General features: G+C 67.0%; 22 protein-coding genes. 10 read left to right on the forward strand and 12 right to left on the reverse strand.

The features are described from left to right. Positions 1–4: 4 nt before the first annotated feature. Positions 5–1,546 (forward strand): lipase maturation factor family protein, encoded by a 1,542-nt coding sequence (locus KY501_RS19380; RefSeq protein ID WP_224364676.1) that lies wholly within the window; start codon positions 5–7, stop codon positions 1,544–1,546. Here the strand turns inward: KY501_RS19380 and KY501_RS19385 are convergent. The 4 genes from KY501_RS19385 to KY501_RS19400 are packed head-to-tail and all read right to left on the reverse strand — an operon-like array spanning position 1,494 to position 4,378. Continuing rightward, positions 1,494–2,960: a sensor histidine kinase gene (locus KY501_RS19385; protein ID WP_304608624.1), complete on the reverse strand. Its 1,467-nt coding sequence runs from the start codon at positions 2,958–2,960 to the stop codon at positions 1,494–1,496. The genes KY501_RS19380 and KY501_RS19385 overlap by 53 nt on opposite strands. Further along, positions 2,957–3,637, reverse strand: a complete 681-nt coding sequence (locus KY501_RS19390) for a response regulator transcription factor (protein WP_224364677.1) — start codon at positions 3,635–3,637, stop codon at positions 2,957–2,959. The genes KY501_RS19385 and KY501_RS19390 overlap by 4 nt, the downstream gene beginning before the upstream one ends. Positions 3,638–3,652: 15 nt before the next feature. Further along, positions 3,653–3,859, reverse strand: coding sequence for a hypothetical protein (locus KY501_RS19395; RefSeq protein WP_224364678.1), 207 nt, complete (start codon positions 3,857–3,859; stop codon positions 3,653–3,655). Between the two features lie 36 nt (positions 3,860–3,895). Continuing rightward, positions 3,896–4,378, reverse strand: a complete 483-nt coding sequence (locus tag KY501_RS19400) for a periplasmic heavy metal sensor (protein WP_224364679.1) — start codon at positions 4,376–4,378, stop codon at positions 3,896–3,898. A gap of 268 nt (positions 4,379–4,646) precedes the next feature. Here KY501_RS19400 and KY501_RS19405 point away from each other — a divergent pair, with 268 nt between their 5' ends. The 4 genes from KY501_RS19405 to KY501_RS19420 all read left to right on the forward strand — a co-directional run bounded on the left by KY501_RS19405 (position 4,647) and on the right by KY501_RS19420 (position 6,317). Further along, positions 4,647–4,850 carry a cold-shock protein gene (locus KY501_RS19405; protein WP_044181630.1) on the forward strand — a complete coding sequence of 68 codons (204 nt, stop codon included), beginning with the start codon at positions 4,647–4,649 and terminating at the stop codon, positions 4,848–4,850. Positions 4,851–4,951: 101 nt separating this feature from the next. After that, the gene (locus KY501_RS19410; protein WP_224364680.1) at positions 4,952–5,146 is read left to right on the forward strand and encodes a hypothetical protein; all 195 of its coding nucleotides are present in this window, start codon (positions 4,952–4,954) and stop codon (positions 5,144–5,146) included. A 151-nt stretch (positions 5,147–5,297) separates the two neighbouring features. Beyond that, entirely contained in the window at positions 5,298–5,663 is a 366-nt protein-coding gene (locus KY501_RS19415) for a cupin domain-containing protein (RefSeq protein ID WP_224364682.1), read from the forward strand. Positions 5,664–5,753: 90 nt separating this feature from the next. Further along, positions 5,754–6,317 carry a regulatory protein RecX gene (locus tag KY501_RS19420; RefSeq protein ID WP_224364683.1) on the forward strand — a complete coding sequence of 188 codons (564 nt, stop codon included), beginning with the start codon at positions 5,754–5,756 and terminating at the stop codon, positions 6,315–6,317. 5 nt (positions 6,318–6,322) lie between these two features. On the opposite strand, the gene KY501_RS19425 is transcribed toward KY501_RS19420, so the two are convergent. Further along, on the reverse strand, positions 6,323–8,473 hold the full coding sequence (locus tag KY501_RS19425) for a M13 family metallopeptidase (protein WP_224364684.1): 2,151 nt from the start codon (positions 8,471–8,473) through the stop codon (positions 6,323–6,325). 207 nt (positions 8,474–8,680) lie between these two features. On the opposite strand from KY501_RS19425, the gene KY501_RS19430 reads away from it, so the two are divergent. The 4 genes from KY501_RS19430 to KY501_RS19445 all read left to right on the forward strand — a co-directional run bounded on the left by KY501_RS19430 (position 8,681) and on the right by KY501_RS19445 (position 11,484). Then, a complete protein-coding gene (locus tag KY501_RS19430) occupies positions 8,681–9,088 on the forward strand; it encodes a GFA family protein (protein WP_224364685.1) in 408 nt (135 codons plus the stop codon). A 141-nt stretch (positions 9,089–9,229) separates the two neighbouring features. After that, positions 9,230–10,009, forward strand: a complete 780-nt coding sequence (locus KY501_RS19435) for a hypothetical protein (protein ID WP_224364686.1) — start codon at positions 9,230–9,232, stop codon at positions 10,007–10,009. A gap of 15 nt (positions 10,010–10,024) precedes the next feature. Beyond that, positions 10,025–10,705, forward strand: a complete 681-nt coding sequence (locus KY501_RS19440; protein WP_224364687.1) for a hypothetical protein — start codon at positions 10,025–10,027, stop codon at positions 10,703–10,705. Positions 10,706–10,785: 80 nt separating this feature from the next. Beyond that, positions 10,786–11,484 (forward strand): L-ribulose-5-phosphate 4-epimerase, encoded by a 699-nt coding sequence (locus KY501_RS19445; protein WP_224364688.1) that lies wholly within the window; start codon positions 10,786–10,788, stop codon positions 11,482–11,484. An 18-nt stretch (positions 11,485–11,502) separates the two neighbouring features. On the opposite strand, the gene yjfF is transcribed toward KY501_RS19445, so the two are convergent. The 6 genes from yjfF to KY501_RS19475 all read right to left on the reverse strand — a co-directional run bounded on the left by yjfF (position 11,503) and on the right by KY501_RS19475 (position 19,541). Beyond that, positions 11,503–12,603 (reverse strand): galactofuranose ABC transporter, permease protein YjfF, encoded by a 1,101-nt coding sequence (yjfF, locus tag KY501_RS19450; protein ID WP_224364689.1) that lies wholly within the window; start codon positions 12,601–12,603, stop codon positions 11,503–11,505. Beyond that, positions 12,603–13,679 carry an ABC transporter permease gene (locus KY501_RS19455; protein WP_224364690.1) on the reverse strand — a complete coding sequence of 359 codons (1,077 nt, stop codon included), beginning with the start codon at positions 13,677–13,679 and terminating at the stop codon, positions 12,603–12,605. The genes yjfF and KY501_RS19455 overlap by 1 nt, the downstream gene beginning before the upstream one ends. Continuing rightward, positions 13,676–15,229, reverse strand: a complete 1,554-nt coding sequence (locus tag KY501_RS19460) for a sugar ABC transporter ATP-binding protein (protein WP_224364692.1) — start codon at positions 15,227–15,229, stop codon at positions 13,676–13,678. The genes KY501_RS19455 and KY501_RS19460 overlap by 4 nt, the downstream gene beginning before the upstream one ends. A 30-nt stretch (positions 15,230–15,259) precedes the next feature. After that, positions 15,260–16,234 (reverse strand): ABC transporter substrate-binding protein, encoded by a 975-nt coding sequence (locus KY501_RS19465; protein ID WP_224364693.1) that lies wholly within the window; start codon positions 16,232–16,234, stop codon positions 15,260–15,262. Between the two features lie 92 nt (positions 16,235–16,326). Continuing rightward, positions 16,327–17,829, reverse strand: coding sequence for an L-arabinose isomerase (gene araA, locus KY501_RS19470; protein WP_224364694.1), 1,503 nt, complete (start codon positions 17,827–17,829; stop codon positions 16,327–16,329). A 17-nt stretch (positions 17,830–17,846) separates the two neighbouring features. Continuing rightward, positions 17,847–19,541, reverse strand: a complete 1,695-nt coding sequence (locus tag KY501_RS19475) for a ribulokinase (protein ID WP_224364695.1) — start codon at positions 19,539–19,541, stop codon at positions 17,847–17,849. Between the two features lie 296 nt (positions 19,542–19,837). Between KY501_RS19475 and KY501_RS19480 the strand changes: the two genes are divergently transcribed. After that, entirely contained in the window at positions 19,838–20,827 is a 990-nt protein-coding gene (locus KY501_RS19480; protein WP_224364696.1) for a LacI family DNA-binding transcriptional regulator, read from the forward strand. Positions 20,828–20,860: 33 nt separating this feature from the next. Here KY501_RS19480 and KY501_RS19485 read toward each other — a convergent pair whose 3' ends face one another. Continuing rightward, complete coding sequence (locus KY501_RS19485) at positions 20,861–22,234, reverse strand: iron-containing alcohol dehydrogenase (protein WP_224364697.1); 1,374 nt, start codon at positions 22,232–22,234, stop codon at positions 20,861–20,863. Positions 22,235–22,266 lie beyond the last annotated feature (32 nt).

The following is a 22,266-nucleotide window of genomic DNA, read 5'->3' on the forward strand; positions in this document are numbered from 1 at the left end:
GCGTGTGAGCTCGGGGGACGCTCACGCTGACTCCCTGCCGCTCTCCTCAGGGGAGGGCAGGGGACTGGCCCGGGTCCGCTGGCTGTACCTGCGCGGGCTCGGGCTCATCTTCTGTCTCGCCTTCGCTTCGCTCCTGCCCCAACTCTCGGGGTTGATGGGGCCGGACGGTCTGGAGCCCGCGGCTGCGTGGCTCGACTGGGCTCGGGCGCAGTTGGGGCCTGAGCGCTTCCTGCGCCTGCCGACGCTCCTGTGGCTGTTTGGTGCGAGCAACGGAGCCCTCTGGGGGCTCGGGCTTGCCGGGCTGGCGTGTGGCGCACTGCTCGTAGCCAATGTGGCGCCCCGCTGGGCCCTGGTGGGCGCGTGGGCCTGCTACCTGTCGCTCACAATCGTGGGCGGCGACTTCCTGAGCTTTCAGTGGGATGTGCTGCTGCTGGAGGCCGCGCTGGTCTCCTTGCCGCTCGCGCCCGGACATCTTTTCCCGCGCCGGAGCGTGCCCGAGCCTCGCCGGGGAGCCCTCCTCCTCGTGTGCTTCCTGCTGCTCCGGCTGATGGTCATGTCCGGGCTGGTGAAGCTCTTCAGTGGGGATCCGACGTGGCGCAACCTCACGGCGCTCGAGTTCCACTACTGGACCCAGCCACTGCCCAACGTCATCGCGTACTTCGTCGATCATCTCCCCGCAGGGCTCCACCGCGCGAGCGTGGCGGTGATGCTCGTCATCGAGCTCCTCGCGCCGTTCCTCCTCTTCGGGCCGCGACGGGTCCGGCTCGTGGGAGCGGGAGCGCTCGTGGCCCTGCAAGTGGGCATCATCACCACGGGGAACTACGGGTTCTTCAACCTGCTGACGATCGTGCTGTGTCTCTCCGCGCTCGATGATGGAGTGCTGATGCGCTGGCGGATCTTCCAGCGTCTCTCTCCTGAGCTCCCTCCGATGGGACGCCATCCCCGTGTGTGGGCCGCGGCATTCGTGGGCTTCGCGGCCGTGTACGCTGTCCTCGGGTTGTCATCGGATGTGGAGCGCCTGAGTGGCGCGTCCCTGCCCGCACCGGTGAGATGGACGCTGCGCCAGCTCGCGGGCCTGCGCAGCATCAACACCTATGGCCTCTTCGCGGTGATGACCACGGAGCGCCGGGAAATCGTCCTCGAAGGCAGCACTGACGGGCAGACCTGGCGCGAGTACCTCCTGCACTGGCGCCCCGGGCTCGTGGACCAGGCGCCGCGCTTCGTGGCACCCCATCAGCCTCGGCTCGACTGGCAGATGTGGTTCGCCTCGCTCTCCCGCTGCGCGGACAACCCCTGGCTGCTCCAACTCCAGCAGAAGCTCCTCCAGGGAGACCCAACCGTACGAGGCTTCTTCCGCGAGGACCCCTTCCCCGAAACCCCGCCGCGCTTCGTGCGCACGCTCTTCTTCGATTACCGCTTCACGGACCTCGCCACGTGGCGGACCACGGGCGCCTACTGGACTCGGAACGAATTGGGGCCGTACTGCCCGCCTCTTACGCTTGAGGCTGGGCAACTGCGGCGGGTGGACCTGCCCGCTGAACGCTGAAGCCCACCCGGGCGCCTCCGCCTGGCCGGTTCTCCGCGAACGTCTCGCCGCCATGGGCTCGGGCAATGCGTTGCACCAGCGCCAGTCCCAGCCCCAACGAGCCCGCCTCGCGAGCCTCTCCACCCCGATCCTTCCGATAGAAGGGTTGGAAGATGCGGGTCTCCTCGCCGGGGAGCAGTCCTGGACCCTGGTCATCCACGCAGAAGGCCAGCTGGCCGTCGCGATCGAGGATCCTCAGCGCCACGACTCCCTGGCCGTGCTTGCGCGCGTTGTCCAGCAGGTTGGCGAGTGCTCGGCCCAGCAGCGTCGCATCAGCCACCAGAGCCGTGTCCGCGACCTCGACCGAGAGCAGCTCCATGGGCATCCCGGTTCGATCCAACGCTCGGGCCGCCAGCTCCGTGGCTTCGAGGGAGCGCGGCGTCACCTGGCCGAAGTCCAGCCGCGAGCTGGCCAGCAGCTCGCCCACCAGCGCATCCAGCTCCACCACCTCGCGGTCCACGCTGTCCAACGTCTTCGGGTCCCCACCACCATCGCGGAGGATCTCCGTGAGGACGCGCAGGTGTGCCAGAGGAGTGCGCAGCTCGTGGGACACGGCGGCGAGCAACTCGCGCTGGTCCGCCATCTGCTTCTGGATGCGAGTGGCCATGTCGTTGAAGGCGTCGGCGAGCAGGCCCAGCTCGCCCGTGGCATCCCAGGGGTGCATGGTGACGCGGGCCTCCAGCTTCCCCTCTCCGAGCGCGCTGGCGGCACGGGCCAGCTCGTCCATGGGGCGCGTCAGCCGCCGCGCAATGCCGCCCGAGAGAATCCACAGCATGGCTCCCACGAGCACCAGGGGCAGCACGCTGCGCATGGGATTCCGAGGCCGGGTGTGCCAGTAGCAAGCCTTGGCCGAGCCCAGCAGGGCTCCCGCACGCATCACCGGCACGGTGAGGTCCGGATCCTCGCAGGGCTTGCCCGCGCGTAACAGCAGGGCTCCGTGCGCATCGTGCAGCTCCAGATCGACGTCCAGGTCGCGAGAGATGCCCTGCACGAGCGCCTCTCGCCGGTCGGGGAAGTCCCACACCTCGGCGAAGCGGTTGCTGGCGAACGTGCGGGCCTTGTCCATCTCCTGGCGCCACATGGAGCCGCCCACCAGGTTCATCACCGTGAACACGACCAGGCCCGTGACGAGGATGGAGAACCCGAACCAGATGAAGATCCGCCGGTGCAGGTGGGCGAAGATGTAGCGGCCCAGGCGCGTCATCCGCCAGCGGCGGCCGTAGTACTTCTGCCCATGGGGCCAGTGACCGCGAGGCCAGTGGTGACGCGCGTGGCGGAAGCGCCAGTCGGGTTTGAGGCCGGTGTCCTCGGTGCCGCGCTCCTGGGAGTCAGGGCCTTGCGGCTCGGAGCCTCTCGGGAGCTTGGGGGGAATCATGCGCCCTCTTTGGCGAAGACATAGCCCACGCCGCGCACCGTCTTGATGAGCTTGCCGCCCTCGTCCCCGAGCTTCTGCCGGAGATGGGAGATGTGGACGTCCACGGTGCGCTCGCCCACCACGGTGTCGCTGCGGCCGGCCTCACCCAGCAGGGCATCCCGGGGAATGACGCGGCCCGCGCGCCGCATCAGCGCCACGAGCAGATCGAACTCGAGCCCCGTCAGCTCCACCGCTCGGCCTCCCACCTTCACCTCGCGACCGGACACGTCGATGGAGATGCCGCTGTTCTCCAGCCGATCCTCCACCGCGGCCGGTTGCGCGCGCCGGAGCACGGCCCGTAGACGCGCCAGCAACTCGCGCGGGCTGAACGGCTTGGCCAGATAGTCGTCCGCGCCCAGCTCCAGGCCCACCACGCGATCCGTCTCGTCGCCCCGGGCGGTGAGCATGAGGATGGGAATCTGCCCCTTGGCTCGGATGCGCTTGCAGACCTCCAGGCCGTCCATGCCCGGCATCATCACGTCGAGGAGCACCGCGTCATACGCATGGGCCTCCAGTGCGGCGAGGCCGCGCCCGCCATCCGCTGCGTGGGTGACGGTGATGCCGTTCTGCCCCAGGTACTGCGCGAGCAGCTCGTACATCCGGGTGTCATCGTCGATGAGGAGGACGCGGGTAGGCATGGACGGCTCGGGACTCTAGCGCGGCTCCGAGGGCGCGGGAGCCTCGGCGCTGGGGGCTGCGGGAGTGGCGGTGTTGGGGCAGGGCGCGCACGTCCGGTTGAAGCGCTCCTCCATCCAGGCCCGGCGGCACTGCGAGTGGTGGCGGAGGCTGGAGAAGCCGGAGGCGTAGCCCCCGATGGTCCCGAGGGCGAGCAGGGCAATGAGGATGCGGCGACGGTGCATGGCAGTGTCTCCTGTGGTTTCCGTGTCCCGAGCCGATCAGCAGTAGCGGTGCCCGCCGTGCCAGCCCCAGCCGCCGTGGCCGCGATAGCCGTAGCCCCAGCCGTGCTCGATGATGTCCGCCAGCTCCCGGCGCTGGCGCGGATCCAGCGACTCGTGGATCTGCGCCAGCGAGGTGCGCAGCGTCTCGCGCATGTTGGCCAGCAGCGCGTCATGCTTCTCGTGCAACTGGCTCAGCGCGACGGTGTCCAACTGCTCGGCGCGCAGCGCCTGGGCGATGGCGGCCCGAGTGGTGCGGAACTCGTCCCGCATCTTCTCGAAGGACTCGGTCAGCTCGTCCGCCGCCTTGACGAAGACCTTCTCCTGGCCGGGCGAGGTGTCCAGCCGCTCGAACAGCCAGCGCATCCGCCCGCGCCAGCTCCAGCGCCCGCCGCCCCGGCCGTGGTAACGGTGCCAGCGCGCCCGGCGCACGGTGAAGATGAGGCCTGCGAGGCACGCGGTTCCAAAAACGAATCCAAACATGGTCCTGCTCCTTGAGAAACCGAGCGACCGAGCGCTCGGGTATCGCGTTGTGTGGAGCAGAAGGTAGAAACCGGGTGTAAAGGCCATGCCCCGGCTGGCGTGAAGAAGTGTGAAGGGGCCGGGAACGTTCTCAGGAATGCAACGCCGGACGTAGGGGGTTACATTGTCGGCGCCCCGGTGATACAGGGGGCGGTGCCGAGGCGATGTCCGCTCCGGCCACGGGCGTGTCTGACTGCGTCAGCCGTCATCTGCAGAAAGAAGAAGAGTAATGGCAACTGGTACTGTGAAGTGGTTCAACGACGCCAAGGGCTTCGGTTTCATCGCGCAGGAGGGTGGGGAGGATGTGTTCTGCCACCACACCGCCATTCAGTCGGACGGCTTCCGCACGCTTGCCGAGGGGCAGCGGGTGGAGTTCGACGTGAAGCGAGGCCCGAAGGGCCTTCAGGCAGAGAACGTTCGCGTCGTCGGCTGACGCGCATTCATCTCGCCATACAGAGGCCTGGCCCTTATAGGGGCTGGGCCTTTTGTTTTGCTCGTCAGCGATGTAGGCCGCTCTAGGCTCTAGGAGGGCACATGCCACAACACCCGGGAATGTCGAAACGCCAGAAAGAACTGGCCCGAAAAGAGAAGAACAAGGAGAAGGACGTCCGCCGAGAGCAGCGCAAGAAGGAGAAGGCGGAGCGCGCCACCCAGCCTGGCGAAGAGGGCGTGGACCCCGATATCGCCGGCATCATCCCCGGGCCGCAGCCGCCGCTCGAGGGTTACTGAAGTGACACGCAGTGCGTGAGGTCGAGTCCCTGCTCCCTTCCTCCGGGAGGGAGCAGCCGGGCTCCCTCGGACTCACTCCCCACCGCTTCTCACCTTACCTTCCTTCCAGAGACGTTCAGCGGACAACACCGCGAACCGGAAGGAGCGAGGCATGGGCGACACCAGCGTCAAGAAGGTTGAGGCACGCCACTCTCCGCGAGGAGAGATGGGCCAGAAGTACCTGGCCTCGGGCACGCGCGTCTCCATGCGGCTGTGGGAAGAGGAGCAGCCCTCGGAGCCGGCGCCTCCCATGGCTCGGGACTACGAGACCGTGGGCTATGTGGTGAAGGGCCGCGCTGAACTCCACCTGGAGGGTCAGGTCCTCATCCTCAATCCCGGGGACTCGTGGCTGGTTCCTCGCGGCGCGAGCCACACGTACAAGATCCTCGAGCCCTTCACCGCGGTGGAGGCCACCAGCCCGCCAGCGTCGGTGCATGGCCGGGACGAGGGCAGCTCGAAGGGGCCTGCGCGAGCCTGAGCGCGGACAGTGAGGGCTGCTCGCGGGGCGTGCGAGCAGCCTTTCTGGGGCGTGCCGTGAGTCGGAGCGGAGTGGTAGACACGGCGCTCCATGGACGAGCCAAAGGGTGGACAGGGTGACAGGGCTCCGGGGGCGCGGAAGCGGCCGCGGAAGGTGTCACCGCGCTACCTGGAGAATGCCGCGCTGCACTACCTGAAGCGGTACGCGGCCACCGTGAGCCAGCTCAAGCGCGTACTCGTGAGGAAGGCGGACCGTTCGCTCCGGGTCCACGGGGGCGATCGCGCCGAGGCGCTCGGCTGGGTGGACGCGCTCGTGGAGAAGCTCCTGCGCAACGGGCTCATCAATGACCAGGCCTATGCCGGGCTGAAGGCCCAGTCGCTGCGGGCCTCGGGGCGCAGCGCCCGCGTGATTGCGCAGAAGTTGCGGATGAAGGGCGTGGCCGCGGAGGTCGTCGAGCAGAAGCTGGCGGAGGCCACTGCGGAGGTGTCCGAGGACGCGGCGGCCCGCATCTGGGCGCGGAAGAAGCGGCTGGGCCCCTTCCGTCGCGATGCGCAGGCCCGGCAGGAGAACCGTCAGAAGGATCTCGCTGCCCTGGCCCGCGCGGGCTTCTCGTTCTCCATCGCGAAGAAGATCATCGACGGAGCACCCGAGTAGCGCCTCTACCAGATGCGCACGCGCTGCTCGGGAGTGAGGTAGAGCTTCTGCCCGGGCGCGACGCTGAAGGCTTGGTACCAGGCATCCAGGTTGCGCACGGTGGTGGCGCGGAACTCGGTGGGAGAGTGCCCATCCGTGAGCAGGAGCCGGCGGAGGAGGGGCTCGCGGTACTTGTTGCGCCAGACCTGGCCGAAGCCGAGGAAGAAGCGCTGGTCTCCGGTGAAGCCGTCGAGTACAGGCGCCTGCTTTCCTTCCAGCGACCGCTTGTAGGCGTCGTAGGCGATGGACACGCCGGCGACATCGGCGATGTTCTCGCCCAGGGTCAGCTCGCCATTCACCGACAGGTCCGGCAGTGCGCGGTAGGCGCTGAACTGCGCCGCGAGCGCCTTGCCCGCCGCCTTGAACTTGTCCGCATCCTCCTTCGTCCACCAGTTCGCCAGCTTGCCGCGAGCGTCGAACTGGGCTCCCACGTCGTCGAAGCTGTGGACGATCTCATGTCCGATGACCGAGCCGATGCCGCCGTAGTTCACCGCTGGATCGGCGTTCGAATCGAAGAAGGGCGGCTGGAGGATGGCGGCGGGGAAGATGATGGAGTTCTGCTGGGGTGAGTTCAGCGCGTTCACGAGGTGGGGCACCATGAACCACTCGGAGCGGTCCACCGGCTTGCCGAGCTTGTTCAGGTTGCGCTGGTACTCGAAGCGCGAGGCGCGCCAGGCGTTGCCGTAGGCGTCTCCCCGGATGACCTCCAGCCCGGAGTAGTCGCGCCACTTCGACGGGTGGCCGATGCCGACCTGGAGCGTCGTCAGCTTCTCCTTGGCGCGAGCCTTCGTCGCCGGAGTCATCCACGCCAGCGCGTCGATGTGCTGGCCGAGGGCCGCGACGATGTTGCGCACCATCGTGTCGGCCTCCGCCTTGGCTTCAGCGGGGAAGTACTTCTCGACGTAGAGCTTGCCGATGGCCTCGCCCAAGGCCTCGCTGGTGGCGTCCACGCCTCGCTTCCAGCGCTCCCGAGGCTCCTGGGCTCCCGAGAGCACCCGGCCGCCGAATGCGAAGCTCTCGTCGAAGAAGGCCTTGGGCAGGACGGGCGCGGCGCGCACGAGGGTGTGGAAGGTCAGGTAGTCCTTCCAGGACTGCAGGGGCTCGCTGCCGACGAGCTTCGAGATGCCCGTGATCGCACTGGGCTGCCAGACGATGAACTCGCGCTGCGCGGCCAGTCCCGCGGCTCCGAAGTAGGCGTCCCAGTCGAGCCCCGGCGCACGCTTGGCGAACTGCTCCCGAGGCCATGGGTTGTTGCTCTTGACCACGTCCTGCGTGTCCACCTGGTTCCAGTGGACGCGCGCGATGTTGCGCTCGAGCTCGAAGATGCGCTGGGCACGTCCCTCGGGATCCGAGAGGCCCGCGAGGCGCAGCATGGCGGCGATGTGCTGCTGGTACTTCTGGCGGACATCCTTCAGCTTCGCGTCGTCGGACAGGTAGTAGTCCCGATCCGGCATGAGCAGGCCGCCCTGGAGCAGGTAGGCGGCATAGCGCGACGGCTCGTTGAGATCCTCGGACACCCACAGGCCGAACAGCCGCTCCGTGGTCACGTTCCCCGTGTTGAGCGGGTCGACGTCGGCACGCAGCGTCTCGCCGAGGGCGGCGGAGAGTGCCTTCCGGTCGGCGATGGCATTGATGCGCTGGAGTTCGGGCGTGAGCGGAGCCAGGCCCTTGGCCTCGATGGCCGCCTCATCCATGTAGCTGTTGAAGAAGTCCCCCAGCTTGCGGACCTCGCTGTTGGCGGGAGCGTCCGAGCGCGCGGTCTGCTCGATGAGCTCGCGCGTGCGCCGGGCCGCCTCCTCCGCGAGTCGGGAGAACATGCCGTAGGCGGGCCGGTCCGCGGGGATCTCGGTCGTGTCGAGCCACTTGCCGTTGACGTAGCGGTAGAAGTTGTCGCCAGGAGCCGCGGAGGTGTCCATCCCCGCGGTGTCCACGCCAAAGCTTCCGAAGGTGGGCTTCGCGGAGGAGGCGGGGGGAGCATCGGAGGTTTTGGCCTGCTGCGTCACCGTGGCCGTCTTGTCCACCGGCGTGGAGGAGGCGCACGCGGCGAGCCACGCGGATGCACTGGCCGTGAGGAGGACGCGCGCGGCCCCCGGGAAGTGTCGGAACGGGAATGGCATAGGAATGTGAGAGCCCCTGTGAGGACGAAAGTCTGGCGCCCAACAGGCGGGCCGAGGGCTTAATCCCCAAGAGCCTCCGTCAGGCGTCGGCACAATACCTGACAGAAGGCTGTCACGGCTGCCGCAAAGAGTAGGGACATGACCGTGGCCAACGTTGGTGAGGCGGCCGCGGCTCCCAGCGGTTTTCACTTCACGGAGGAGGACCCCATGAGCACCCGGAAATTCAGCGGTAGCTGTCACTGCGGCAAGGTTCGTTTCGAGGCCGACATCGACCTGAGCGAGGGCACGGGCCGGTGCAACTGCTCCATCTGCACGAAGACCCGGAACTGGGGCGCGATCATCAAGCCGGCGGCCTTCCGCCTGCTCTCGGGTGAGGACGCCCTGTCCGACTACCAGTTCGGGAGCAAGGCGGGACACCACCTGTTCTGCAAGCACTGCGGCGTGCGCTCCTTCGGCCGAGGCAACGTGCCGCAGATTGGCGGGGAATACGTCTCGATCAGCCTCGCGGCCCTGGATGACATCACCCCCGAGGAACTCGCTAGCATTCCGATCCGGTACATGGATGGGCGCCACAACAACTGGTGGAACCCCCCAGCGGAGACGCGCTACCTCTGAGGTAGACGCAGGCCCACGCAATCGCCGGCCGCTGGCTCCGTATTCTACATTCCACGACTCTCGCGGCCGTGTTCGCGCAGGCGATCGGGTCTGCGCGGCAGGTGATGGTAGAATCCCCCCCAGTCCCTGGAGGGGGGCGGCATGCCGACATTGCTTTTGCAGTTGGACCAGTTGCTGCGCGGAGAGGCGACCCGGCTGGAACTGCTTCGCCGAGGGACCATCGACATCTCGCCCGGGGGCATTGCCCTCATGTCGATCCCGCTGGGCTTCTTCGCCGGCATCTGCATGGGAGCGTTCTCCCTGACCGGGTCAGGTTCGCTCGCGCCGATGCAGGTCATCGCCAGCTCCTTGAAGGTGCCGGCGCTCTTCTTCCTGACCCTCTTCGTCACGTTCCCTTCGCTCTACGTGTTCGATGCCCTGGTGGGCTCCAGGCTGGGGCTCTACTCGGTGCTGAAGCTCCTGGTGGCCGCCATCGGCATCATGATGACCGTGCTGGCCTCTCTGGGACCCATCGTCGCCTTCTTCGCGGTGACGACCACCAGCTATGCCTTCATGAAGCTGCTGAACGTGGCGGTGTTCACCATCGCCGGGATGATGGGAGGAGGCTTCCTGCTCCGCACGCTCCATCGCCTCTCCGTGGCGATCGAGGACACGCCGGTCCGCGAGAGCCCTCCCTCCGAGCCAGCGCTCCCCGCGCCTGCCGCGAGTCCTGGAACTCCGCGACCGCTGCCCGTCGAGCCCGGAGCCAACGTGCGCACCTTGTTCCGCATCTGGGTGGGAGTGTTCGCCCTCGTCGGCGCGCAGATGGCCTGGATCCTCCGCCCCTTCATCGGCGACCCCGAGCAACCGTTCCAGTGGTTCCGTCCCATCACCTCCAACTTCTTCGAAGCCGTGTGGCGGGCCTTCCAGAGCCTCTTCTAGGTTCGAGGCGGTGGCATGAGCGGACTGCTCCTCCAGGCGGACGATTTGCTGCGGACCGGAACGCCCACCTCGCGGCATTCCGAGGCGCCTGGCGTGCGCCTGCTCCTGACTCTCATCGTCCTCTTCGGGGCGGGCTACGGCGCCGCCATGGGGAGCTACGGCGGTGACGCGGGGTTTGGAGGCGCCCGGCCGCTGCAGATGCTGTACGCAGCCGTGAAGGTGCCGCTCCTGCTGCTGGCGACGTTCGGCCTGAGCCTGCCCAGCTACTTCGTCATCAACTCCCTGCTGGGCTTGCGTGAGGATCTCGGCGTCGCGGTGCGGGCCCTGTTGGCCACACAGGCCTGCCTCACCGTCGTGCTGTGTGCGCTCTCCCCGTTCACTCTCTTCTGGTACGTGAGCTATCAGGGCTACGAGGAGGCCACTCTCTTCAACGCGCTGACCTTCGCGGCGGCCAGCAGCTCCGGCCAGATGCTGCTGCGGAGGCTCTACCAACCGCTCATCGCGCGGGATGCCCGGCACCGCGCGCTGCTGCGGCTCTGGCTGGTCATCTATGCCTTCGTCGGCATCCAGATGGGCTGGTTGCTGCGGCCCTTCATCGGAATTCCTGGCATGCCGACCCGCTTCTTCCGTGAAGACACCTGGAGCAATGCCTACGTCTTCGTGGCGGGACGGATCTGGGAGGTTTTCAGCCGGTAGTTCGACGTTCCCCTCGGCGCTCGGGCGAAGGAGAATGGGCTGGCAGTCTGGCTCACGGACCTGGACCACCTCGAGGCGTCATGGGATCGAAATACCAAGGGCTGAAGGAGCGAGCCTGGGCAGCAAACATGGAGATCCCTCGGCGTGGGCTCGCCATCTACACCTTCGGAAATGTCTCCGCGCTGGATGCCGGAGCGGGCGTCTTCGCCATCAAGCCGAGCGGTGTCGCCTACGAGAAGCTCGCGGTAGATGACATGGTGGTGATCGATCTTGAGGGAAAGATCGTCGAGGGCTCGCTCCGGCCCTCCTCGGACACGAGGACCCATGCCGTCCTGTACCGGAACCTGAAGGGGCTTGGGGGCATCGTCCATACCCACTCGACCTACGCCACGGGCTGGGCGCAGGCCCGCATGCCCATTCCGCTCTATGGCACCACCCACGCGGATCACCTGGCCGAGGACGTGCCCTGCACGGCGGTGATGAGCGACGAGGCGGTGGAGCGCGATTACGAGACCGAGACTGGACACCAGATCCTCGAGTGCTTCCGGAACCGGGACCCGCTGCATACCCCCATGGTCCTGGTGGCCGGGCACGCGCCTTTTGCCTGGGGAGAGACGGCCGAGAAGGCGGTCTACAACGCCGCGGTCTTGGAGGAGCTCGCGAAGATGGCGTTCATCACCCGAGGCCTCTCCCCCCAGGCCCCGCGGCTCCCCGACAGCCTCATCCGCAAGCACTTCGAGCGGAAGCACGGCAAGAACGCCTACTACGGCCAGAAGTAGCCACTCCCCGCGAGCGGCCTACCCGCTGGCCTGGGCAGGCTGCTCGGTGCGAGCGGCCGCTGTGTGCGGCTGACCGCTCCTGCTGGGCGCCGCGCTGGAGGGCGCCGCGTGCCGGGGGCTCCGTCCCAGGACCTTCTGCAGCAGACAGAAGACGAGCAGCAGCAGGCCGATGACGATCTTCGTCCACCAGGAGCTGAGGCTGCCCTCGAACATGATGAGGGTCTGGATGGTGCCGTAGATCAGCACGCCGACCAGGGTGCCCGCGACATAGCCGGCGCCTCCGGTGAGCAGGGTGCCACCCACCACGGCGGCCGCGATGGCGTCCATCTCCATGCCCTGCGCGTGCAGCCCATAGCCGGAGAGCATGTAGAAGGTGAAGGCGATGCCCGCCAGGGCGGAGCAGAACCCGCTGAACGTGTACGTGAGGACCTTGGTCCTCGCCACCGGCAGGCCCATCAGCAGGGCGGACTGCTCGTTCCCGCCAATCGCATAGATGGTCCGTCCGAAGCGCGTGTAGTGGGCCAGGTAGATGGCCACCCCGAGCATTCCCAGCGCGATGACGACATTGACGGAGATGGAGGTCTCGAACGGCAGAGGGAAGCGGATCGCGGAGACTTCGTTGAAGAACGACTCCGTGATGGCGATGGAGTTGATGCTGATGAGGTAGCAGAGCCCCCGGGCCAGGAACATGCCCGCCAGCGTGACGATGAAGGGCTGGATCTCGAAGTAGTGGATGACGAACCCCTGCACCAGTCCGATGACGGCACCCATCACCAGGACGAGGGGAATGACCACCATGGGGCTCCAACCGTGGTTCTCGAGCAGGGTCGCCAGGACCATGGTGGTCAGCGCAATCACCGAGCCCACCGAGAGATCAATGCCTCCGGAGATGATGACGAAGGTCATCCCGATGGCCGCGATCAGGAGGAAGGCGTTGTCGATGAAGAGGTTGAGGAAGACCTGGAGGGAGAAGAATCCCTCGAACGCCCAGGAACCTGCTCCGAACATCGCCACGAAGAGCCCGAGCGTGACGACGAGCGACAGGTGGCGCGGATCCAGGGAGGCACGCGGACGGGATGAGGGGGCGGTGGCGGACGTGGCCGAATTGCCGTTGTTCATCACAGTGCCTCCCGGACCTTGCCCAGCGTGGCGATGCGATTCCGCACCTTGTCGGACTGCAGGATGCTGACGAAGAAGACGACGACCGCCTTCACGACGAGCGTCACCTCGGGGGGCACGCCGACGGAGTAGATGGTCGTGGTGAGCGTCTGGATGATGAGGGCGCCCAGCACGCCGCCCACCAGGGTGAACCGGCCGCCACCCAGGGAAGTCCCTCCCAGGACCACCGCCAGGATGGCATCCAACTCGAAGAGCAAGCCCGCGTTGTTGCCGTCCGCGCTCTTGACGTTCGAGCTGACGATCAGGCCCGCGATCCCGGCGCACAGGCCGCAGAAGGCGTAGACCCAGAATGTGATGGCGCGCGCGCGGACTCCCGAGAAGCGGGCGGCGACAGGGTTGAGCCCCACCGCTTCGATGAAGAGGCCCAGCGCCGTCTTCCGGGTGAGGAGCAGGAGGGCCGCGAGCACGGCGCTCACGATGAAGAGCGAGAAAGGGATCCCCGCGAGGAAGCCGTTCCCGATGAAGAAGTAGGGCGTGTAGTAGATGGTGATGATCTGGCCATCGGTGATGAGCTGCGCCACGCCGCGCCCCGTCACCAGTAGGATCAGCGTGGCGATGATGGGCTGCATGCCGAAGAAGGAGACCAGCATGCCGTTCCACATCCCGAGGAGCATGGCCACGGCCAGCGACACGAGGATGACGACCGGCAGGGGATAGCGGGTCACGTCCTGAGCGCCGCCGCTCGAATCGAGCTGGCCGCCGATCATCGTCGCCGCCACCGCCGCCGAGATGGCCACCACCGCGCCCACGGAGATGTCGATGCCGTGCGTCGCGATCACCAGGGTGAGCCCCATGGCGATGATCATCAGGGGCGCGGCGCGGTTGAGGATGTCGATCAGGCTTCCGTAGAGGTGACCGTCCTGCAGGGTGATCGAGAAGAAGTGGGGGTTGACGGCCAGGTTGAACAACAGGAGCAGGGTCAGCGTGAGCAGCGGCCAGAAGACGCGCTTCCTGGCCAGGCCTCGCAGGAACTCGGGGGCCCCGGCCGCCGGGCCTTGCGCGGGTAGGGAACTCAAGCCTGGCCTCCCGCGATGATCCGGAACACGGTGCGCTCGTCGGCGTCGGAGGCTTCTATCTCACCTACCTTGCGGCGATCGCGCATGACCGCGATGCGATCCGAGTAGCTGAGCACCTCGTCGATCTCCGAGGAGATGAAGAGGACGGCCATGCCCTTGTCGCACAGCTCCATCACCTTCTCCATGATCTCGGCCTTCGCGGCCACGTCGATGCCACGGGTGGGCTCGTCGAGGATGAGCATCCGAGGGGAGGTGGCCAGCCAGCGAGCCAGGAGCGCCTTCTGCTGGTTTCCACCCGAGAGCTGAGAGATGGGCTTCTCCGCATCAGGGGTCTTGATGCCCAGGGCCTGGATGTAGCGCTCCGCGAGCTCCTCCTGCTGCTTGCGAGACAGGTTGTGGAAGATGCCCTTCTTGGCCTGAAGGGCGAGCATGATGTTCTCGCGGATCGACAGCTCGCCCACGATTCCCTCGTGCTTGCGGTCCTCCGGGCAGAAGCCGATGCCGTGCTGGATGGCATCCAGGGGCGAGGAGAGCCGCACCGGTTTCCCTTCGATTTCGATCGAGCCCTGCTCGGCACGATCGATGCCGAAGAGCAGCCGGGCGATCTCCGTCCTTCCGGAGCCGAGCAGACCTCCCATGCCCAGGGCCTTGCCGCGCTCCACCTTCAGGCGCACGTCCTGCACCGAGCCTCTCCGGCCGAGCCCCTCCGCGGTGAGGAAGGGCTGCTCGGCTGTTGCAAGCGCCTCGCCGAGAGAGGGCTCCGCCGCCGCCGGGACTTGAGCTCGTGCGCTCTTGGCCCTGCTCGGCCCTGTCTCGGCGATCTCGCGGCCCACCATCCGGGTGATGAGGTCCATGCGTGACAGCTTGGCGACGGGGTACTCGCCGACGAGCTCTCCGTTCCGGAGGATGGTGATGCGGTCGGAGATCTCGAAGGTCTGGTCGAGGAAGTGGGTGACGAAGAGGATCGCCATCCCCTGGGACTTGAGCTTCCCCATGACCGAGAGGAGCATCTTCACCTCATCCTCGGCGAGGCTCGACGTGGGCTCGTCGAGGATGAGGATCTTCGCCTGGGTGCTCAGCGCGCGGGCGATGGCGCACACCTGCTGCACCGCAATCGAATACGAGGAGAGCGGGGCAGTGACATCGATGTGGACGTTGAGATCCGCGAGGAGCGCCTCCGCCTTCCGGTTCATCTGCTTCCACCGGAGGGCGAAGGCCTCGGAGGGATCGTGCCCGAGGCAAACGTTCTCCGCGACCGAGAGGTTCGGGCAGAGGTTCACCTCCTGGTAGACCGTGCTGATTCCCAGCTTTCGAGCCTCGAGGGGGCTCTTGGGTTTGATCTCGTTGCCCTGGAGCAGGATGCGGCCCGAGTCCGGACGGTGGACGCCGGTGAGGATCTTGATCAGCGTCGACTTGCCCGCGCCATTCTGGCCCATCACCGAGTGGACCTCGCCCGGCAGGAGGCGGAAGTCGACGTGACGGAGCGCCTGGACACCGGAGAAGCGCTTGGAGATTCCCTTCACTTCGAGCACCGGAATGGCTTCGCTCATGGCCCCCATCTCCTGGCAACGGCTGCGATGTTAGTACTTCCGGTTCGGGAACTCCTTGGCGGCCACGTCCTGCGGGAACACGCCCTCTTCCGTGACGATGCGCTTGGGAATCTGCTTGCCGGCCACCACGTCCTTCACGAGGCCCATCAGCTGAGGCCCCAGCAGCGGGCTACACTCTACCGTGCAGTTCAGCTTGCCGGCGATCATGGCCTCGAATGCGCCCTTCACCGCGTCGATGGACACGATGACGATGTCCTTGCCGGGCTTCAGGCCTGCCTCCTCGATGGCCTGGATGGCGCCGATGGCCATGTCATCGTTGTGCGCATAGAGGACGTTGATCTTCTTGCCCTCGGCCTTGAGGAAGGCCTCCATGACCTCCTTGCCCTTGGCGCGGGTGAAGTCGCCCGTCTGCGAGCGGATGATCTTGAACTTGGGTTGTCCTTTGAGAATCTCCTCGAAGCCCTTCTTGCGGTCGATGGCGGGGGCGGAGCCGACGGTGCCCTGGAGTTCGACGATGTTCACGTCACCCTTGGCGGCCAGTTCCTTGATGGGCGGGTAGTTGATCAGCCAGTTGGCGGCCCGGCGACCCTCCTCCACGAAGTCCGAGCCGATGAAGGTGACCCACAGCGAGTCGTCCTTCGCCGCGACGGAGCGGTCGGTGAGGATGACGGGGATCTTGGCGGCCTTCGCCTCCCGGAGGACGGGCTCCCATCCCGTCTCCACGACGGGCGAGAAGGCAATCACGTCCACCTTCTGCGCGATGAAGGAGCGGATGGCCTTGATTTGGTTCTCCTGCTTCTGTTGGGCGTCGGAAAACTTGAGGGTGATGCCCTCCTTGGCGGCGGAGTCCTTGATGGACTGGGTATTGGCCGTGCGCCACTCGCTCTCCGCACCTACCTGGGAGAAGCCAAGCACGATCTTCTTGCCCTGGGCCATGGCGAGGCCCGGGGTGAACGCGAGGATGAGAAGGACTGCGGACGCTACGTTGAATACGGCCCTCTTCATAGGTCGCCTCTCCCACTGTGGTGCTGTCCTGGTGTGTGAAGGGCCGAGTCACGGGCGCCAGGCTCGCCGTGACAGGCCAGCGCTGCGTTCGCCTACCGGGCCAGCCGGTACGCGAGCTCGTTCCAGCGAAGCTGGTTCTTGAGGGCGGAGAGCTCCGTTCCGCTCCCGATGTGGATGAACTCGATGCCCACCATCCCCGCGAAGTCCTCGAGCTGGGAGACGGTGACGGCGCGGCTGAAGCCCGCGTGGTGGGCGCCACCGGCGAGGATCCAGGCCTCGCAGCTGCGCTTGAAGTCGGGCCGCGGCTTCCAGACGGCATGGGCCACGGGCAGGTTCGGCATGGGCTTCTCGGGCTTCACGACGTCCAACTCGTTGACGATCATCCTCATGCGGCCGCCCATGTCGACCAGCGTCGCGTTGAGCGCGGGGCCGGCCCCGGCCGAGAACACGAGGCGGCAGGGGTCTGTCTTGCCGCCGATGTCGAGCGGGTGGACCTCGAGCGAGGGCTTGCCCGCCGCGATCGAGGGGCAGACCTCGAGCATGTGCGCGCCGAGGACGAGCTCGTTCCCCTTGGCGAGGTGGTACGTGTAGTCCTCCATGAAGGAGACGCCGCCGGGGATCCCCGCGCTGATCACCTTCATGACGCGGATGAGGGCGGCCGTCTTCCAGTCACCCTCCGCGCCGAAGCCATAGCCCTCCGCCATGAGCCGCTGGCAGGCGAGGCCGGGCAGCTGCTTGAGCCCGTGGAGATCCTCGAACGTGGTGGTGAAGGCACCGAAGCCGCCTTCCTGGAGGAAGCTCCGCATGCCGATCTCCTGCCGTGCGGCGTCGCGCAGGCCGGAGCGCCGCTCGCCGCCCTTCCGGAGCGCGGGGACGAGGGAGTACGTGTCCTCGTATTCGGAGATCAGGGTGTCGATCGCGGAGTCGCTCACGTCGGCGATGCGCCCGACCAGATCGCCCACGGCGTAGCCGTTCACGGACCAGCCGAACTGGATCTGCGCCTCGACGCGGTCGCCTCCCGTGACGGCCACCTCGCGCATGTTCATGCCGCCGAAGCGGACGATCTTCAGGCGCCGCGACTCAGCGAGGCCGCAGGCCGCTCTCGCCCAGCCGTCGAGCTTGGCCAGGACGTCCTCGTCCTTCCAGTAGCCCACGACGATCTTCCGGTCCATGCGCAGGCGGGCGCCAATGAACCCGAACTCCCGGTCGCCGTGGGCGGACTGGTTGAGGTTCATGAAGTCCATGTCGATCTTGTCCCAGGGGAGCTCCCGCTCGGTCTGGGTATGGAGATGGGCCATGGGCTTCTGGAGGCGAGAGAGCCCGGCGATCCACATCTTCGCGGGCGAGAAGGTATGCATCCAGGTGATGACGCCGATGCAATTCGGCGAGTTATTGGCCTCGAGGCAGACGTTGAGGATGGCCTCGGGATCGGTCAGCGTCGGCTTCCAGACCACGCGGACAGGGAGCTTCCCTGATGCGTCGAGGGACTCGGCGATCTTCCGCGAATCCTCGGCGACCGTCTTGAGCGCTGCATCCCCGTAGAGATGCTGGCTCCCGGTGAGGAACCACACTTCCTGCTTCTTCAGATCGATCATGACCTTGCTCCTGTGTCTCAGTGGGCCTCGTCCGGGTGCGTCAGCTTCTTCTCCACGAAGGAGCCGAGCTCGAGGTATTGCTGGTAGAGGGCCGCGTAGCGCCTGGCGCGGGCCGGATCGGGGCGGTAGGTCCGCTCGGCGCCGGCGGACATGGCTTCCTGCGCTGCCTCGACCCGGGGATAGAGGCCGGCTGCGGTCGCCGCGAACATCGCCGCGCCCAACGCCACGGCCTGGTCTCCCGCGGAGACCGCGATGTCCATGTCCATCACATCGGCCACGGTCTGCATGACGAAGGGGCTCTTGCGGGCCACACCGCCGATGGCGATGACGCTGTCGATGCGAATCCCCGCCGACTTGAAGCGCTCGACGATGGCGCGCGAGCCGAAGGCCGTTGCCTCCACCAGGGCGCGGTAGATGCGCGGAGCGTCCGTTCCCAGGGTGATGCCCGTGAGGGCTCCCTTGAGGCGTTGGTTCGCGTCAGGCGTCCTCCGCCCGTTCATCCAGTCGAGCGCCAGGAGCGAGCTGTCGTCGAGCGGAAGGTCCTTCGCCGCGCGCTCGAGCTCGGGGATGAGCCGCTCCATGAGGGTGTCGGCCAGCGCCTGCTTCGTGGCTGCGTCCGAGCCGGGAAGGGCAGGGAGGATCGCTTCCAGAGGCCAGGCGAGGAGCTTCTTGAACCAGGCATAGACGTCGCCGAAGGCCGACTGTCCGGCCTCGTAGCCGACCATTCCGGGGATGATGGAGCCGTCCACCTGCCCGCAGATGCCTGGGACCAGGCGCTCCGGCTCCTGCGATCTCGGCTCGACGACCATGTCCAGGCAGCTCGTCCCCAGGATCTTCAGGAGCTGATGGGGCCTGATGTTGCCGCCCACCGCGCCCATGTGAGCGTCGAAGGCGCCCACGGCCACGACGGTGTCTCGCGGCAGCCCGAGCTTCGCCGCCCACTCTCCAGAGAGGGTGCCAAAGGGGATGTCCGAGGTGAACGTCTCGCGCCCGAGGGAGCCCTTGAATTCGACGAGGCGCGGATGGAGCCGGGTCAGGAACTCGTCCGAGGGGTATCCACCGAACTCGGCGTGCCACATGGCCTTGTGCCCCGCCGCGCAGCGGCTGCGCTTGAGCTTTCCGAGGTCTTCACACCCCGTCAGCACCGCGGGGATCCAGTCGCAGAGCTCCACCACGCTGACCGCGGCCTGGGTGACGGCAGGGTTGGTCTCGACGACCCGGAGCACCTTGGCCCAGAACCACTCGCTGGAATAGATGCCGCCCTCGTACTTCGTGAAGTCGGCTCCGCCCCAGGTCCTCGCTGTCTGGTTGATGCGCTCGGCCTGGGCGACGGCGGTGTGGTCCTTCCACAAGATGAACATGGCGTCAGGGTTTTCCTTGAACCCAGACGTGAGGGCGAGCGGCACGCCGCGCCGGTCGGTGAGGACAGGAGTCGAACCCGTGGTGTCTGCCGCGATGCCTCGCACCCTGGCCGCAACGCCTTCCCCCGCTTGTGCCAGTGCTTCGGCGATGGAGGCTTGCATCGTCTCCAGATAGTCGAGGGGATGATGGCGGAACCGGTTCTCCTGGGGATCGCAGTACAGGCCCTTCGCCCACCGCGGATAGTGCTGAACCGACACGCTCACCACGGCGCCGTCCGCCGCGTCCGCCACCACTGTGCGGACGGAGTCCGTCCCGAAATCAATCCCGATGACAAACGCCTCGCGCTTCACGGGGACCTCCAATGCACCTGATTGAGGGGAGCGGTCAGGCTCAGCAGTGCCTGACGATGGCGGCGGATTGTGAGCGCTCACATCAGAGGCGTCAAGCGACGCGCGCTGACCCCGTGGCATTCCTGGCGCATGATGCGGCGCGGTAATGCATGATGCGTTGCGCAACGCTTTGTCCGCCCTGAGAAGGCCTCGATGCGGTACCTGAGTGAGCAGGGCCTTGAGGATAGGCTGTCGCCATGGGGAGTGGAGCTTTGCCGGTGCGTAAGAGCCGTAGCCGTGGGAGCCGTCCGCCTGTGATGGCGGACGTCGCGAAGCTGGCGCGTGTTTCACATCAGACAGTCTCTCGCGTGCTGCACGACAGCCCGAACGTGCGAGGAGACACGCGCAAGCGCGTCCTCGAGGCCATCCGGCAACTCGATTACCGGCCCAACCCGGTGGCGCAGGCCCTGGTCACCGGGCGCTCGATGGCCATCGGCGTCGTCAGCTTCGATACGGCGCTCTTCGGCCCAGCCTCGACCCTGCTCGGCATCGAGGAGGCGGCGCATGACGCGGGCTATGCCGTCAGCATCGCCAGCTTGCGCTCACTGAATCGGACCTCGGTCCTTGACGCGGTGCAGCGTCTTCGCGACCAGGGGGTGGATGGCGTCGTGGTCATTGCCCCCCAGAAGGCGGCGGTGGAGGCCCTGCGGCGCCTTCCGCCCGGCGTGCCGCTGGTTGCTGTCGAGGCCGGCCCCTCCAACTCGGTGCCGGTGGTGGCCGTCGACCAGCTGGGCGGGGCGATGGCCGCGACACGGCACCTGCTCGACCTGGGGCACCGCACTGTCTGGCACCTCGCCGGGCCCGCGGACTGGATCGAGGCCGAGCAGCGGATCGCCGGCTGGCGAGCGGCACTGAAGGAGGCTCGCGCGGCGGCACCTCCGCTCCTGCGTGGGGATTGGAGCGCCCGTTCAGGCTACGAGCTCGGGCGGCAGTTGGTGCAGATGCCCGATGTCACGGCTGTCTTCGTGGCCAATGATCAGATGGCCCTGGGGCTCTTGCGCTTGCTCAATGAGGTCGGGCGGGAGACTCCACGGCAGATCAGCCTCGTTGGGTTCGACGACATCCCCGAAGCCGCATATTTCACTCCGCCGCTGACCACGGTGCGCCAGGACTTCGCCGAAGTCGGCCGGCGTTGCATCCACCATCTCCTGGAGCAGATCGAGGGCTCCTCCCAGACCCAGGAGCATGTGGTGGTGCCAACCCAGCTGATCCTTCGCCAGAGCACCGCCGCCGCCAACGGCCGCTGAGGCCGGCCCGGCGGGGGAGGGACGCGAGGGTAGTCAGCCGAGAGCGCCGCGCGAGATCGTGGCGACGAGAGAGTCTTCTCGGCCCAGCTCGTGCGCGAGATCGAACGTCGTGTAGCGGTTTCGAAGCAGCCGGACATGGCGCACGGGCAGCAGCCGGTATCGCTCGTGTATTCCCAGCTCGCCGAGCGAGAAGGGGAAGCCTGCACCTGTCAGCAGCTCGATCGCGCCGGAGAGCTCCTTCAGCAGGGGCTCCGCCATCGTCTGGAGGTGCGTTCTGTTCTGGGCGAATGCCTCCAGGCGTTGTCCCAGCGCCGCGCGGTCGAACGCCCGGCCTCGCATCTCCTCCGCCATCTTGTGCCGGAAGGGGGCTATCTCTGCTTCCAGCCGCGCATCCCATGGCGGCTCGCGCTCCAGCGCCGCGAGTCTCTCCTCGACGTCGAAATCCACCTCGGCCAGCTTCCTGTACCAGTCGACATACCCGGGCAGGACGAGCCGGCAAGCAGCGCCGACCAGCAGTCCGTGCAGGTCGTGCTCCTCCTCGGCCACGGCACCCGCCATCTCCCAGAAATGCGCGATGGTGTGCTCGGCTGAGGCGGCGGGCCGCGAACTGCCCAGGGCCTGCATCGCGAACCCCGACACGAGCGCTGCCTCGGTGAGCGATCGGGCTGCCTCGATGGGATGACTCTCCCACGCACGCGCGGCGGCAAGCGCCTCCCGGGCCGAGCTGAGCGCCAGCCCGGCGATGGTGTCGCAGAGCAGCTCGCGCGTCACTGTCCGAGCGAGGCTCCAGTCGAGATGAGCCAGATACTTGGCCAGCAGATCCCCGAGCCCCGCCAGGAACAACGGGCGTGGAGCCTGCCCGATCACTCCCAGATCGCACACGATGACCTCGGAGGGCCGGGCGGGGACAGCCTGGTGATAGCCCGCGATGCGGATCGCCGACGTCATCGAGCTGTAGGCATCCACCGAGGGCGCGGTGACGACACACCAGTTGGGGATGCCGGTATTCAGGGACACCTTCTTCACCAGATCGCTGATGACACCGCTGCCCACGCTGATCAGGAGATCGGGAGAGTGCGTCTTCACCTCCTGGGTGAGCTCGTCCACGAGCGCCAGGGTCGGGATCGGCCTGGGCTCCCCTGGAAGGATGCGGGAGACGATCCGGCTTGCACTGACAGCAGTCTTCCACTGCTGACCCGCGGCAGCCTCGGTGTGTTCATCGCTGAGGACCCAGAGGGCGGGGCTGTTTCCCCGCTCACGCCGGAGGAGTCCGGCTGATTCGCGCAGCGCGTCCTCGCTGACGAGGACCTGCCGCACCGCGATGTGGTGCTGTCTTCCGCAGGTGCAGGCGAGCACGCCGTCCGGGCCGAGGCGGGCAAGGAGTGTTCGGAGAGACGAGGTGGACATGTGCGCAACCTACCCAAGGGCGAGGAGTGTTG

Origin of the sequence: Hyalangium versicolor, from assembly GCF_020103695.1 — a bacterium.
GTDB classification, from domain to species: Bacteria; Myxococcota; Myxococcia; order Myxococcales; family Myxococcaceae; genus Hyalangium; species Hyalangium versicolor.

Bases quoted from the DNA above. Each gene is read 5' to 3' on its own strand.
- KY501_RS19395 (WP_224364678.1), bottom strand. From the start codon at position 3,859: ATGCACCGTCGCCGCATCCTCATTGCCCTGCTCGCCCTCGGGACCATC.
- KY501_RS19465 (WP_224364693.1), bottom strand. From the start codon at position 16,234: ATGAAGAGGGCCGTATTCAACGTAGCGTCCGCAGTCCTTCTCATCCTC.
- araA (WP_224364694.1), bottom strand. From the start codon at position 17,829: ATGATCGATCTGAAGAAGCAGGAAGTGTGGTTCCTCACCGGGAGCCAG.
- KY501_RS19415 (WP_224364682.1), top strand. From the start codon at position 5,298: ATGGGCGACACCAGCGTCAAGAAGGTTGAGGCACGCCACTCTCCGCGA.
- KY501_RS19400 (WP_224364679.1), bottom strand. From the start codon at position 4,378: ATGTTTGGATTCGTTTTTGGAACCGCGTGCCTCGCAGGCCTCATCTTC.
- KY501_RS19420 (WP_224364683.1), top strand. From the start codon at position 5,754: ATGGACGAGCCAAAGGGTGGACAGGGTGACAGGGCTCCGGGGGCGCGG.
- KY501_RS19410 (WP_224364680.1), top strand. From the start codon at position 4,952: ATGCCACAACACCCGGGAATGTCGAAACGCCAGAAAGAACTGGCCCGA.
- KY501_RS19425 (WP_224364684.1), bottom strand. From the start codon at position 8,473: ATGCCATTCCCGTTCCGACACTTCCCGGGGGCCGCGCGCGTCCTCCTC.
- KY501_RS19460 (WP_224364692.1), bottom strand. From the start codon at position 15,229: ATGAGCGAAGCCATTCCGGTGCTCGAAGTGAAGGGAATCTCCAAGCGC.
- KY501_RS19480 (WP_224364696.1), top strand. From the start codon at position 19,838: ATGGCGGACGTCGCGAAGCTGGCGCGTGTTTCACATCAGACAGTCTCT.
- KY501_RS19435 (WP_224364686.1), top strand. From the start codon at position 9,230: ATGCCGACATTGCTTTTGCAGTTGGACCAGTTGCTGCGCGGAGAGGCG.
- KY501_RS19445 (WP_224364688.1), top strand. From the start codon at position 10,786: ATGGGATCGAAATACCAAGGGCTGAAGGAGCGAGCCTGGGCAGCAAAC.
- KY501_RS19390 (WP_224364677.1), bottom strand. From the start codon at position 3,637: ATGCCTACCCGCGTCCTCCTCATCGACGATGACACCCGGATGTACGAG.
- yjfF (WP_224364689.1), bottom strand. From the start codon at position 12,603: ATGAACAACGGCAATTCGGCCACGTCCGCCACCGCCCCCTCATCCCGT.
- KY501_RS19440 (WP_224364687.1), top strand. From the start codon at position 10,025: ATGAGCGGACTGCTCCTCCAGGCGGACGATTTGCTGCGGACCGGAACG.
- KY501_RS19485 (WP_224364697.1), bottom strand. From the start codon at position 22,234: ATGTCCACCTCGTCTCTCCGAACACTCCTTGCCCGCCTCGGCCCGGAC.
- KY501_RS19405 (WP_044181630.1), top strand. From the start codon at position 4,647: ATGGCAACTGGTACTGTGAAGTGGTTCAACGACGCCAAGGGCTTCGGT.
- KY501_RS19430 (WP_224364685.1), top strand. From the start codon at position 8,681: ATGAGCACCCGGAAATTCAGCGGTAGCTGTCACTGCGGCAAGGTTCGT.
- KY501_RS19385 (WP_304608624.1), bottom strand. From the start codon at position 2,960: ATGATTCCCCCCAAGCTCCCGAGAGGCTCCGAGCCGCAAGGCCCTGAC.